Origin of the sequence: Janthinobacterium sp. HH104 (assembly GCF_001758715.1) — a bacterium.
Classification (GTDB): Bacteria; Pseudomonadota; Gammaproteobacteria; order Burkholderiales; family Burkholderiaceae_D; genus Janthinobacterium; species Janthinobacterium aestuarii.
This window is the reverse complement of the sequence record NZ_LRIB01000013.1, coordinates 621,456-633,896: the sequence shown is the minus strand read 5'-3', so window position 1 is coordinate 633,896 and position 12,441 is coordinate 621,456. Positions and strand designations below refer to the sequence as shown.

The following is a 12,441-nucleotide window of genomic DNA, read 5'->3' as shown; positions in this document are numbered from 1 at the left end:
ACGAGCCGATTTTCCATTCACATAACAAGATAAGGGATACACCATGCACATCACTTCCATCGCGCGCCTCGGCGCCCTCGCCACCGCCCTGCTGGGCGCGGCCATCGCATCCGGCAGCGCCAGCGCGCACCAGATCTGGCTGCAGCAGGACGGCAAAACGGCCAGCGTCTACTTCGGCGAATTCGGCGACAACCTGCGCGAAGCGTCGCCCGGCCTGCTCGACAAGTTCAGCATCAAGAACGTGACGTGGGTATCGGCCAAGGGCGCGCAGCCGCTGCAGGCAAGCAAGACGGCCGGCGCGTTCCTCCTCAATGGCAAGGTGGGCGCCGGCGAAAGCATCATCGTCGAAGAAGACAACTACCCGTCGTGGGAAGAGAAAAAAGATGGCAAGGCCACGCGCACCGTGTGGGTCCCGGCCGCGCGCCTGATCGCCGACGGCAAGGCGCAGACGCCAGCGTTGACCCTGGACCTCGTGCCGACCGGCAAACCAGGCCAGTTCCAGGTCAGCTACCAGGGCAAGCCGCTGGCGCAAGCCAAGGTCAACGCCGTGGTGCAGTCGGGCTGGGGCAAGGAAGCGTGGAGCGATGCGCAAGGCCTGGTCAGCTTCCCGCTGCCCTGGAAAGGCACCTATGTGCTGGAAGTGCAGCACACGGACAAGACGGCCGGCCAGCGCGGCGCGCAAGTGTATGACAAGGTGATGTTTGTGACCACCCTGAGCCTGGTGCAGCCGCAAGGCGTGACGCCGCTGCCGGCCGGCACGGCCGTCCCCCCCAGCAAGGATCACGACTGACCATGCAAGCGCCAGCCATCATTAAGATGCCGCGCCTGCGGCTGTCCGCCGGCGTGGTCTACCGTCTCGGCGTGGCCTCGCGCAGCGTGGCGGCCATCGTCGGCGGCTATGTGCTGGCCGCGCTGGTCACCATGCTGCTGTCGGTAAGCCTGCCCATGGCCCGTTCCGAAGCCGTCATGACAGCCACCCTGCTGTCGTTTGCCATCTACACCTGCGCCGTGATGTGGGTATTCGCCACGCGCAGCGCCCTGCGCGCCTGGCTGGGCCTTCTGATGCCGGCCGCCGTCATCGCCGCCATCCTGCAATGGATGGACGCACTATCCTGGAGTCTCGCATGAAAGAAGGTTTCCGCCAGTCGATGGCATGGCTGCACACCTGGTCCGGCCTGCTCGTCTGCTGGATCCTGCTGCTGGTGTTTTGCGCCGGCACGGCCAGCTACTACCGCAATGAAATCACCTTGTGGATGCAGCCCGAACTGCATGGCGCCGCCGCCAGCCAGGTGAGCACCGAGGAAGCGGCCAAGGTCGCGCAAAAAGCGATGGAAGAGCGGGCCACGGGCGCCACGCGCTGGTTCATCAGCCTGCCCGGCGAGCGCAGCCCCGCCACGCAACTGGGCTGGAGCAAGCCATCGCAACCGGGCGAAAAGAAACGCGGACGGCGCGGCAATTTTCATAGCGAAAAAGCCGATCCGGCCACGGGCGAGGTGCTGTCCAAGCCGCGCGAGACGCGGGGCGGCGAATTCCTCTACCGCCTGCACTTCGACCTGCACTACATGCCGGCTATCTGGGCCCGCTGGATCGTGGGTTTCTGCGCCATGTTCATGTTCGTTTCCATCATCAGCGGCATCGTCACGCACAAGCGCATCTTCAAGGACCTGTTTACCTTCCGGCCGAAAAAAGGCCAGCGCTCATGGCTCGATGCGCACAACGTGACGGCCGTGCTGGCCCTGCCCTACCACATCATGATCACCTACACGGGCCTGGTCACCCTGATGTTCCTGTACATGCCATCGGGCGCCACGGCCGCCTACAAGGGCGACAAGGACGCGTTCTTCGCCGAGGCGTTTCCCGGCCGCTCGGGCGACAGCAAGCCGGCCGGCGTGGCCGCCCCGCTGACGGCGCTCGCGCCCCTCGTGCGCCAGGCGGAACAGCACTGGGGCGGCGGCAAGGTCGAGCGTATCTCCGTCAGCCACCCGGGCGACGCCAACGCCACCATTTCACTGACGCGCGCGGGCGGGCGCGACATGTCATCGAAACAGCCATCGATGGAATTCGATGGCGTTTCCGGCAAGCTGCTGTCGACCGATGGCGACGCACAGCCAGGCGCCGCCGCCACGCAAGGCGTGATGGTGGGACTGCACGTCGCGCATTTCGGCGGCCCGCTGCTGCGCGCCCTGTTCTTCCTGTCCGGCCTGGCCGGCTGCGCCATGGTCGCCACGGGCGCCCTGCTGTGGGCCGTCAAGACGCGCCAGAAGCAGGCCAAGGCGCTGGCCGCCGGCAAGCGCGCCAGCTTCGGCCTGCGCCTGGTCGAGGCGCTCAACATCGGCACCATCGCCGGCATCCCGATCGCCTTCGGCGCCTACTTCTGGGCCAACCGCCTGCTGCCGGTGGCGATGGAAGACCGGCCGCAAGAGGAAATCGCCTGCTTCTTCGGCGCCTGGGCCCTGGCTGCCATCATCGCCCAGCTGCGCCCGTCGCGCGCCATGTGGCGAATGCAGCTGGCCGCCGGCGCCTTCCTGCTGGCGTCGCTGCCCGTGCTGAACGTCTTTACCACCGATTCGCACCTGGGCGTCACGCTGTTCCTGGGCCGTGGCCCCGTGGCGGTGGCCGCCTTCGACCTGGTGGTGCTGGTGCTGGGCCTGGGCCTCGCGTATGCGGCGTTCAAGTTGAAACCGCTGCCCGTGAAAGCGGCCAAGGCGGCGCCAGTACAACCGGCGCAGACGATGGAGGCCGCGTGATGGAGCTGCTGTCGAACTTCCTCGTCTTTGCCTTGTGCTATGCGGGCCTGTCCTCGCTGTGCCTGGCCATGGACCGCCACTACGCCGACCTGCACGGACGCGGCGCCGAACCGCCCGCGCCGCTGCGCCGCCGCCTGCAGTGGGCAGGCTGGCTGGCGCTGGCGGCGGCCCTGGCCTGGGCCATGCACATCGCCGGCGGCGGCTATGGCCTCGTCTACTGGGTCGGCAGCCTGACGGGCTGCGGCTTGCTGCTGATCTGGCTGCTGCCGTATGCACCCCACCAGGCCATGCGCCTGGCGCGCATCATCGGCGTGGCGGCCTTGCTGGCCGCTGTCACGCTGGCAGTGCTGTAATTATCATGGCCATGCCACCCCTGCTGTCCACGCAGCTGGAAAGCCATTACCGCGCGCACCACGGCTGGCTGGCGCACTGGCTGCAGCGGCGCCTGGGCAATGCTGCCGAAGCGGCCGACCTGATGCACGATACCTTCGCGCGCCTGCTGGCCGGCGCGCCCATGCAGCCGCAAACGCCGGCCCTGCGCGCGCCCAAGGCTTATCTGGCGACCGTCGCCAAACATCTGCTGATCAACCACTTGCGCCGCCAGTCGCTGGAACGCGCGTGGCTGGTCGCGCTGGCCGCCCTGCCCGAACAGCACGTGCCATCGACCGAGCAGCGCGCGGAAATCCTGCAGGCGCTGCAAGCGGTCGACGCCATGCTCGACGGCCTGAAACCGAAGGTGCGCGCCGTCTTCATCATGGCGCAGATCGAAGGCCATGCCTATGCGGACATCGCCGCGCAGCTGGGCATCGGCGAGCGCTCCGTGAAACGCTACATGGCCGAGGCGCTGACCGAATGCGTGCTGCTGGCGCAGGACTTGCCGGCATGAGCGCGGCCACTTCGCCATATCCACCGTTGTCGCGCAAGGTGGCGCGCCAGGCCGTCGAATGGTATTTGCTGGAGCAGTCGGGCCAGGCCACGCCGGACGACCTGGCAGCCAGCGCCCAGTGGCGTGCACGCGACCCGGAACACGCGCGCGCCTGGAACCGGGTGCGGCAGGTAAGCCAGACGGCAGGCATGCTGCCGCCGGACCTGGCCGTGTCCGTGCTGCGCCGGCCGCAGCGCCGCGTGGCAGTGCAAGTGCTGCTGGCGCTGATGGCGGCGCCCGCCGCCTGGCTGCTGGTGCGCCACGACATGCTGGCCGATTACCGCAGCGGCGTGGGCGAACGGCGCGAAGTCTCGCTGCCCGATGGCGGCACCGTGGTGCTCAACACGGACAGCGCCGTCGACGTGGCGTATGGCGCCGGCGAACGACGGCTGACGCTGCGCCGCGGCGAAGTGCTGGTGCAGACGCGCCCCGACCATGCGGGCAGCCGCCCTTTCATCGTCGCCACCTGCCATGGCCGCATCCGCGCGCTGGGCACGCGCTTTACCGTGCGCGTCGACGACGACGGCAGCCGCGTGACGGTGCTCGAACACGCGGTGGAAATCACGCCGCACGCGGCATCGGCCACCGTCCGCACGCTCGTGGCGGGCCAGCACAGCCGCTTCGACGCCAATCACGCGGGCCTGCCCACGCCGGCGCCGCTGCAAGCCGATGCGTGGGCGCGCGGCATGCTGGCGGTGCAGGACATGCGCCTCGATACCTTCGCTGCCGAATTGTCACGCTACCGCCCCGGCCTGCTGCGCGTGGAGCCGCAAGTGGCGGGCTTGCGGCTGTCGGGCGCCTTCCAGCTCGACGACACGGGCGCCGTGCTGGACAGCCTGGCGCGCATGCTGCCCGTCGACGTGCTGTACCGCACCCCGTACTGGGCCACCATCGCGGCCCGCAAAAAATAATTGTTAAAAGTTGGCCCTTTTTTTCGCCGTGACCTGTCCTGAGGGTATTACAACGATACCTTACAACGACACTCACCGGAAAGGCCAGACCATGCACCCACCCCGTTTGACTCCCCTCGCGCGCGCCATCGGCAGCGCCTTGATCCTGCTGTCGCTGGCGCAAGCGCCGGCCATGGCGGCCGATGCCACCGCGCCAGCCGCCGCGCAAACGGTCTTCCACGTGCCGGCAGGCGAACTGTCCGCCGCCATCGCCAGCTTTGCCATCGAAGCAAAAGTGAGCGTGGGCGCGGCGGCCGAACTGCTGCAAGGCGTACGCACGCCGGGCCTGAGCGGCAGCTACACGGTGCCGCAGGCACTGGCCCGCCTGCTGGCCGGCACGGGCCTCGAGGCGCTGCCCAGCGGGGAACGCAGCTACGTGCTGCGCAAGGCGGGTGCCGCATCGACCGGCGCGCCGATTGCCGCCACCCTGGACGAAGTGGCCGTCAGCTCCAGCGCCCTGCGCGACGGCACCACGGAAGGCAAGCGCGGCTACGCGGGCCTGACCAGCGCCACGCGCCTGAACCTGTCGCTGCGCGAAACGCCGCAGGCCGTCAGCGTCATCACGCGCCAGCAGATCGACGACCAGGGCTTGCGCACCTTGCAGGACGTGCTGGTGCAGGCACCCGGCATCACGGTCGACCATTCGTCGAGCACGCGCGAATACGACCAGGTATTTTCACGCGGCTTCGAAGTGACGTCGTACATGTTCGACGGCATCCCGACCAGCAAGAACCTGGAAGCGCGCACCTACGACATGGCCATCTATGACCGCGTGGAAATCATCCGCGGCGCCACGGGCCTGATCAGCGGCACGGGCAGCCCGTCGGCCGCCGTCAACCTGGTGCGCAAGCGCCCGGGCCGCGCTTTTGCCGCCACGGCCGGCGCGCAGCTGGGATCATGGGACCGCTACCGCATCGAAGGCGACGTCTCGACGCCGTTGACGGCGGACGGCAAGGTACGCGCGCGCCTCGTCGCCGCGCATGAAGACCAGCGCTCGTTCATCGACCGCTACCGGCAGAAAAAGGACGTGCTGTACGCCATCGTCGAAGCGGACCTGACGCCGTCGACGGTGCTCAGCGCCGGCATCAACTACCAGCAGGAAAAGCTCAAGGGCGCGGGCCGCGAATTCCCCATGTTCTATGCCGACGGCTCGCAGACCCGCTTCCCCCGCTCGATGAACGGCACGGCCGCGTGGAGCACGTATGACCGCGAGCAGAACATGCTGTTTGCCACGCTCGACCATTATTTCGACAACGACTGGATCGCCAAGCTGGCCGTGAGCCGCAGCAGCAACCGGTACGACGCCTTGCAGGGTTTTTCCGGCAATGGCTACCCGGACCGCATGACGGGCGGCGGCATGCGGCTGTGGCTGGCCAACTGGCACAGCAAGCCGCAACAGACCTCGCTCGACGCGTACGTCAGCGGACCGTTCCAGGCCTTCGGCCGCCAGCACGAACTGGTGCTGGGCGTAAGCGCCTCGGAACTCGAGACGAATAGCCCCATCTATCCGGGCTGGCGCCTGGCCGGCTATGACCATGCGGTGCCGAATATCCACGCCTGGAATGGCGACATGCCGGTGCCCGACTACAGCGGCACGCGCCTGGGCAGCTCGTACGACAAGGAGCGCGAAAGCGGCCTGTATTCGACGCTGCGCCTGCGCCCGACGGACGCGCTGTCGGTGATTTTGGGCGCGCGCCTGTCGTACTGGAAGCGCGACATCCGCAGCGACTACGATGCCGACACGGACCTGTACGACGCGATGCGCGAAAACGGCAAGATCACGCCGTATGCGGGCCTCGTCTACGACCTGGGCCGAAACTGGTCGGCCTATGCCAGCTACACCAGCATCTTCACGCCGCAAAGCCAGCGCGATGTCAACAGCCGCTTCCTGGCGCCGCTCGAGGGCAAGAACTACGAAGTGGGCGCCAAGGGCGAATTCTTCGGCGGCAAGCTCACCACCAGCGCCGCCCTCTTCCAGCTGAAGCAGGAAAACCTGGCCGAAGCCGATCCGGGCAATGTCTGGATCATCGGCACGGGCGGCGGCTCCTACGCCTATCACACGGTCAAGGGCGCCACCACGCGCGGCTTCGAGGCGGAAGTATCGGGCCAGTTGCGCCCCGACTGGCAGCTGACGGCCAGCTATGCGCATAGCCGCATCCGCAATGCCGCCGGCGCACGCATCCAGACCAACCAGCCGCAGAACATGGCCAAGCTGTGGACCACCTGGCGCCTGGCGCAAGACGTGCCTGGCCTGGTGCTGGGCGGCGGCGTGAACTGGCAGAGCGATATCTACATGGATGACCGCGGACCCAATGGCGAACGCTTCACGCAGAAGGCGTATGCGGTGGCGGGACTGATGGCGCAGTACCAGGTCAGCAGGCAGCTGGTGGCGACACTGAGCGTCAATAACGTCTTCGACAAGCGCTACTATTCGACGGGCATGGGCGGCTACTACGGCGATCCGCGCAACGCGATGCTGTCGCTGCGCTATCAGTTCTGAATGGCTTCGCTACTTTTGAGCAGCGCCTCGATGTCCTCGGGCGCCACGGCGCGGCCGAGAAAATAGCCGAACGCTTCGTCGCAACCCATCTCGGCCAGCAGTTCCAGCTGCTCGCCGCTTTCCACGCCGCCAGCGATGGTGCGCAGTCCAAGCGTGCGTGCCATCGCCACGATGGCGCGCACCACGGCGCTATCGCCGCCCGGTTTGCCCAGGTCGTCGACGAAGCACTTTTCGATCTTCACGGCATCCGTGGGAAAGCGTTTCAGGTAAGTGAGCGAAGCGTCGCCCGTGCCGAAATCGCTGATGGCGATCGCCATGCCCAGCTGGCGGAACTGGCGCAGTATCAGCTCGCAGTTCTGGTTGCTGTCGATCAGGATGCCGGCGGCGATTTCCAGTTCGATGCAATGGCCCGGCACGCCGGCCGCCTCCAGCGCGGCGGCGAAATTGCGCGCGATATCGCGCTGGTAGAACTGGCGCGCCGACAGGCTGACGGACACCGTCAGCATCTGCCCCTGCGCGATCCAGCTGCGCGCCTGCTCCACGGCCGTGGCCAGCACCCAGGCACCGACCGGCAGAATCAAGGCGCTTTCCTCGAGCACCGGCAAAAAGTCGAGCGGCATCATCAGGCCCAGTTCCGGATGCTTCCAGCGCAGCAGCGCCTTCACGCCCGTGATCCTGCGCGTCTTCAAGTCCATGCGCGGCTGGTAGTACAGCACGAATTCATTGCGTTCGAGCGCGTGGCGCAGGGCCGTCTCGAGGATGGTGCGCGAATACGACTGCGTCTGCATGCGCGGCGCATAGCGCTGGCAGGTACCGGGCGCGTGGCGCTTGGCCGCATACATGGCCAGGTCGGCCTTTTCAATCAGCGCATTGACGTCGTCATCATCGTCCGGGTACAGGGCCACGCCCACGCTGGCTGCCACCGACAGGCTGTATTCGCCGATGACGAAGGGGGCGGCGATGGCGCGGACGATTTTCTCGGCCACCCGCTCGGCATCGTGCGCCGTGCGCAATTCCGTCAGCAGGATGATGAATTCGTCGCCGCCCTGGCGCGCCACCGTATCGACCTTGCGCACGCACTGCTGCACCCGTCGCGCGAACTCCGTCAGCACCTGGTCGCCCACGTCGTGCCCCAGGCTGTCGTTGATGGATTTGAAGCGGTCGATGTCGACGAACAGCACGGCCAGCAGCCCCTGGTGGCGGCGCGCGTAGGCAATGCCGTGCTCGAAGCGGATCTGGAAATGCAAACGGTTCGGCAAGCCCGTCAAGCCGTCGTGGTGGGCGATGAATTCCAGCTGCTGCTCGGCGCGCCGGCGGGCCGACACGTCGTGCAGCAGCAGCACCGCGCCGCCCTGCGCCAGCGGCGCGCAGCTGTATTGCACGTCGATGCGCTTGCCGTCGAGATGGCGCAACAGCACGGCGCCGCGCGCCACTTCCAGCACTTCCTGCCGCGCCACGCAGTCGCGCACCTGGCGCGCCGCATCGATGGGCGTGCCATCATGAAACAGCGGCAGCAGCTGCGTCACGGCCTGGCCCGGGCCATCGTCGCCCTGCAAGCCGCCCATGGCGCTGGCGCGGGGATTCAGGTACCGCACCACGCCATCGTGGTCGGTGCCGATGACGGCCGCCGGCAGCGCATGCAGCAGCGCCAGCGCATCTGCCATGCGTTGCGCCTGCGCCGCCTGCAGCACCACGCCCGTCGCATGGCGCATGCGCCACATGCGCGCCGCCCGCCACTGGCAGGCCAGCAGCACGGCGAGCACCATGGCCAGGGCCAGGCACAGCGCCAGCAGCAGCGCCGTCATGCGTCACCCGGCAGGCGGAAAGTACGGAACATGGTTTTCCTTTGCAACGTGCGCCATGCGGCCGGGCGCAGATACATGCTGAAAGGAAATAATATAAGAATTTTGGCGCGATATTTGCCTGATCGGGCGCCGCTTGACTGGCATCAAGCGGCGCGTGGCACGCCCGCTTCAGGCCAGCGACAGCGTCCGGGCCGGGGCGGCGCCCGCCGCTGCGGCCACGCCGGGCGTGCCGTGCAGCTTGAAGATGCTGACGGCGTCGGCCAGGCTGGCCGCCTGCTGCTGCAGCGCGTCCGCGGCGGCGGCGGCCTGCTCCACCAGGGCCGCGTTCTGCTGCGTCACGCCATCCATCTGGCTGATGGCGATGCTGATCTGCTCGATGCCGTCGCGCTGCTCCACGCTGGCCACGGCGATCTCGCCGATGATGGCATTCACGCGCTGCACGCTGCTCACCACGTCATCCATCGTGCGCCCCGCCTGGCCGGCCAGCACGCTGCCCTCTTCCACCGTGCGCACGGATTCGCCGATCAGCTGCTTGATTTCCATGGCCGCCGCGGCCGAGCGGTGCGCCAGGCTGCGCACTTCCGTCGCCACGACGGCGAAACCACGCCCCTGTTCGCCCGCGCGCGCCGCTTCCACGGCCGCATTCAGGGCCAGGATATTCGTCTGGAAAGCGATGCCGTCGATGACGGCGATGATGTCGACGATGCGCTTGGACGAAGCATTGATATGGCTCATGGTCTGCACCACCTGCGCCACGGCTGCGCCGCCGCGCTGCGCCACGTCGGACGCGCCGCCAGCCAGCTGGCGCGCCTGGTCCGCGTTGTCGTTATTCTGCCGCACGGTGGACGTCAGCTCGATCATCGAGGCGGCCGTTTCTTCCAGCGAGCTGGCTTGTTCTTCCGTGCGCGAGGACAGGTCCATATTGCCGCTGGCGATTTCCGCCGAGGCCGTGGCGATGGCGTCCGTACCGGTACGCACCCGTCCCACGATGGCGGCCAGGTTGCCGCTCATCGCTTTCAGGGCCCGCAGCAGGTCGCCGATTTCATCGCGGCTGCCATCGGCCACCACGGCGCGCAGGTCGCCGGCCGCAACCTGCTGGGCGATGCCGACAGCCGCACCCAGCGGCACCGTGATGCTGCGGATCAGCCACCACACGGTGACGCTGCCGACGACCAGGGTCACCAGCACGGTGGCCAGCATGGCGATGCTGGCGCTGCGGTGCGCGGCCGCGTCCTGCTCCTTCATCTGCGCCATCAGGCTGTGCGACTGTTTGCCGATGGTCGTCACGATGGCGTCGATCTGGCGCGTCGGTTCGCGGTCCATGCCCTTGACCAGTGCATCGACCACGTGGGCGCTGTCGGCGCGCGCGCCATCGAATTTTTGCAGGGCCGCCAGGTAGCTCACGCCCAGCGCATCGTGCGCCTGCAGCGCCTGCGCCACGGGCGCCGTGTCGAGCCCCAGCGCCGCCATCATCGATTGCAGGCTTTTCAATTCCTTGCGCGTCTGCGCGCCGCTGGCGACAAACGCTTCACGGTAACGCTGGAAGGCGGCCGCATCGCCGCCGCGCAGCAAAATGTTTTTCCACTCCTGCACCTGGATCTTGAATTCCACCTGCGCGCTGCGCGCCGCATCGATGGCTTCCGTCAGGGCCACGGAGCGCTGCATGGCGTCCGCGCTGCGCGCGCTGGCCGCGTCGAGCGCGCTCCAGCCACGCGCGCCGACGAACACCAGAGCAAGAAAGAAGAAGGCGCCCAACAGACCGAGGCGGACGGAGATTTTAAGATTCGCGAGTTGCATGGGTTTCTCCCGGCGGCAAGAACAGGATGGCAACAAAGGCGCCGCCAAAACTATCCAATTCTCACCAAATGGGGAAATCATGCGGCGCGCCCCATGAAAAACCAAGCAACGCTTTCGCTAGAGAAACACTTTCAACATAGAAACAACAAATTACAAGGAAAGGTTGACTGCCTGGCCATAGTGACGCGCTCGCAGCATGGTCAGGCCGGCAATCTTGCCGGTCGCTTCAGCGCTACACCGCAGCCGCTCCCGCAAACTCCGCGCGCAGCAGCGGATACAGACGCCGATAGCGCGCCAGCCGTTCGTCCAGTACGGCGGACGCTTGCGGCGCGATTGTCTCCTGCGCGGCTGGCCGCGTACACACCTGCGCGGGCGGCAAGCCCGTCACGGCCATCTGCGCCAGGCGCGCAGCACCCATGGTGCCGCCAGCCGCGCCGTGGTCGTGACGCAGCACGTTCAAGCCCGAGGCATTCGCGCACAGCTGTGCCCAGAAGCGGCTGCGCGAACCGCCGCCCACGAACGACGCTTCTTCCAGCTGTGTGCCGGCGCTGCGCAGGGCCGCATTACCGTCGGCCATGGCAAAGGCCACGCCTTCCATCACGCTGTACGCCAGCTCGGCGCGCCCGTGTTCCGTCGACAGGCCGAAAAACACGCCGCGCGCGGCAGCGTCGTTGTGCGGCGTGCGCTCGCCGCTCAAATACGGCAGGAAGATGGGGGCCGTGCGCGCCTCGACGTTTTCCGCCAGGCTGGCCAATTCGCCGATGTCGCTCGACTGCGTCAGCCGCGCCACCCAGCTGAGGCTGGACGCGGCGCTGAGGATCACGCTCATCTGGTGCCAGCGCTCGGGCAGGCAATGGCAGAATGCGTGCACGCCTTGGCCGGGATTCGGTGCAAAACCATCGCTGCCGGCAAACAGCACGCCGGACGTCCCCAGCGACAGCAGGCCGGCGCCAGGCTCCACCACGCCCAGGCCGACAGCCGCCGCCGCATTGTCGCCCGCGCCGCCGGCCAGCAGCACCGTGTGCGCGATGCCCCATTCCTGGCACAGCGAAGGCCGCACCTGCGCGGCGGCGGCGCTGCCTTCGACCAGGCGCGGCATGTGCTCGCGCGTCAAACCGGTGGCGGCCAGCATGCGCTCGGACCAGTCGCGTTTGGCCACGTCCAGCCACAGGGTGCCGGAAGCGTCGGACATGTCGGACACATACTCGCCCGTCAGGCGCAGGGCCACGTAATCCTTGGGCAGCAAGACCTTGGCCGTGGCGCGGAACAGCGATGGCTCGTATTTTTGCAGCCACAGCAGCTTGGGCGCCGTGAAGCCGGGCATGGCCTGGTTGCCCGTGATGGCGCGCGACTCGGGCACCAGCGCCTCGAGTTCCACGCATTCGGCAAACGCACGCGTGTCGTTCCACAGGATGGCTGCGCGCAGCACGTGCTGCTGCTTGTCGAGCAGGGTGGCGCCATGCATCTGGCCCGACAGGGCGATGCCGCGCAATCCGGAAAACGCCACCGGCTGGGCGGCGCGGATGGCGGCGATGACGTCCAGGGTGGCGTGCCACCAGTCTTCGGGATTCTGTTCCGACCAGCCGGGATGGGGGCTGGACACGCGCAGGGTCACGCCGGCGCTGGCAACGATGGTTTGCGCGTCATCGGTGAGGATGGCCTTGACTTCGGAAGTGCCGATATCGATACCGAGATAAGTCATTTGATTCCAGAATAA

Annotated in this window: 10 protein-coding genes; 7 read left to right on the top strand and 3 right to left on the bottom strand. The window is 67.4% G+C overall.

Annotated elements, in window-relative coordinates; translation table 11 throughout:
- The first annotated feature begins 43 nt into the window (after nucleotides 1-43).
- From JAB6_RS03645 to JAB6_RS03615, 7 genes are all read left to right on the top strand, one after another.
- Complete coding sequence (locus tag JAB6_RS03645) at nucleotides 44-790, top strand: DUF4198 domain-containing protein (RefSeq protein WP_070301400.1); 747 nt, start codon at nucleotides 44-46, stop codon at nucleotides 788-790.
- A 2-nt stretch (nucleotides 791-792) separates the two neighbouring features.
- Nucleotides 793-1,128 (top strand): DUF3649 domain-containing protein, encoded by a 336-nt coding sequence (locus JAB6_RS03640; protein WP_070301399.1) that lies wholly within the window; start codon nucleotides 793-795, stop codon nucleotides 1,126-1,128.
- Nucleotides 1,125-2,747 (top strand): PepSY domain-containing protein, encoded by a 1,623-nt coding sequence (locus JAB6_RS03635; RefSeq protein WP_070301398.1) that lies wholly within the window; start codon nucleotides 1,125-1,127, stop codon nucleotides 2,745-2,747. The genes JAB6_RS03640 and JAB6_RS03635 overlap by 4 nt, the downstream gene beginning before the upstream one ends.
- Complete coding sequence (locus JAB6_RS03630) at nucleotides 2,747-3,100, top strand: DUF3325 domain-containing protein (RefSeq protein ID WP_070301397.1); 354 nt, start codon at nucleotides 2,747-2,749, stop codon at nucleotides 3,098-3,100. Before JAB6_RS03635 ends, JAB6_RS03630 begins: the two co-directional genes overlap by 1 nt.
- A gap of 5 nt (nucleotides 3,101-3,105) precedes the next feature.
- Nucleotides 3,106-3,633, top strand: a complete 528-nt coding sequence (locus tag JAB6_RS03625; RefSeq protein WP_139143265.1) for a sigma-70 family RNA polymerase sigma factor — start codon at nucleotides 3,106-3,108, stop codon at nucleotides 3,631-3,633.
- Nucleotides 3,630-4,583: a FecR domain-containing protein gene (locus tag JAB6_RS03620; protein ID WP_070301396.1), complete on the top strand. Its 954-nt coding sequence runs from the start codon at nucleotides 3,630-3,632 to the stop codon at nucleotides 4,581-4,583. Before JAB6_RS03625 ends, JAB6_RS03620 begins: the two co-directional genes overlap by 4 nt.
- A gap of 91 nt (nucleotides 4,584-4,674) precedes the next feature.
- Nucleotides 4,675-7,122: a TonB-dependent receptor gene (locus JAB6_RS03615; protein WP_070301395.1), complete on the top strand. Its 2,448-nt coding sequence runs from the start codon at nucleotides 4,675-4,677 to the stop codon at nucleotides 7,120-7,122.
- On the opposite strand, the gene JAB6_RS03610 is transcribed toward JAB6_RS03615, so the two are convergent.
- The 3 genes from JAB6_RS03610 to xylB all read right to left on the bottom strand — a co-directional run bounded on the left by JAB6_RS03610 (nucleotide 7,113) and on the right by xylB (nucleotide 12,426).
- Nucleotides 7,113-8,927 carry a bifunctional diguanylate cyclase/phosphodiesterase gene (locus JAB6_RS03610; protein ID WP_083292508.1) on the bottom strand — a complete coding sequence of 605 codons (1,815 nt, stop codon included), beginning with the start codon at nucleotides 8,925-8,927 and terminating at the stop codon, nucleotides 7,113-7,115. The two genes, JAB6_RS03615 and JAB6_RS03610, sit on opposite strands and share 10 nt — an antisense overlap.
- A 168-nt stretch (nucleotides 8,928-9,095) precedes the next feature.
- Nucleotides 9,096-10,724, bottom strand: a complete 1,629-nt coding sequence (locus tag JAB6_RS03605) for a methyl-accepting chemotaxis protein (protein ID WP_070301394.1) — start codon at nucleotides 10,722-10,724, stop codon at nucleotides 9,096-9,098.
- Between the two features lie 232 nt (nucleotides 10,725-10,956).
- Complete coding sequence (gene xylB / locus JAB6_RS03600; RefSeq protein WP_070301393.1) at nucleotides 10,957-12,426, bottom strand: xylulokinase; 1,470 nt, start codon at nucleotides 12,424-12,426, stop codon at nucleotides 10,957-10,959.
- Nucleotides 12,427-12,441: the final 15 nt, after the last annotated feature.

What these genes read in the sequence shown, in the direction of transcription:
- JAB6_RS03645 (WP_070301400.1), top strand. Translation starts at nt 44, where the DNA reads ATGCACATCACTTCCATCGCGCGCCTCGGCGCCCTCGCCACCGCCCTG.
- JAB6_RS03640 (WP_070301399.1), top strand. Translation starts at nt 793, where the DNA reads ATGCAAGCGCCAGCCATCATTAAGATGCCGCGCCTGCGGCTGTCCGCC.
- JAB6_RS03635 (WP_070301398.1), top strand. Translation starts at nt 1,125, where the DNA reads ATGAAAGAAGGTTTCCGCCAGTCGATGGCATGGCTGCACACCTGGTCC.
- JAB6_RS03630 (WP_070301397.1), top strand. Translation starts at nt 2,747, where the DNA reads ATGGAGCTGCTGTCGAACTTCCTCGTCTTTGCCTTGTGCTATGCGGGC.
- JAB6_RS03625 (WP_139143265.1), top strand. Translation starts at nt 3,106, where the DNA reads ATGGCCATGCCACCCCTGCTGTCCACGCAGCTGGAAAGCCATTACCGC.
- JAB6_RS03620 (WP_070301396.1), top strand. Translation starts at nt 3,630, where the DNA reads ATGAGCGCGGCCACTTCGCCATATCCACCGTTGTCGCGCAAGGTGGCG.
- JAB6_RS03615 (WP_070301395.1), top strand. Translation starts at nt 4,675, where the DNA reads ATGCACCCACCCCGTTTGACTCCCCTCGCGCGCGCCATCGGCAGCGCC.
- JAB6_RS03610 (WP_083292508.1), bottom strand. Translation starts at nt 8,927, where the DNA reads ATGACGGCGCTGCTGCTGGCGCTGTGCCTGGCCCTGGCCATGGTGCTC.
- JAB6_RS03605 (WP_070301394.1), bottom strand. Translation starts at nt 10,724, where the DNA reads ATGCAACTCGCGAATCTTAAAATCTCCGTCCGCCTCGGTCTGTTGGGC.
- xylB (WP_070301393.1), bottom strand. Translation starts at nt 12,426, where the DNA reads ATGACTTATCTCGGTATCGATATCGGCACTTCCGAAGTCAAGGCCATC.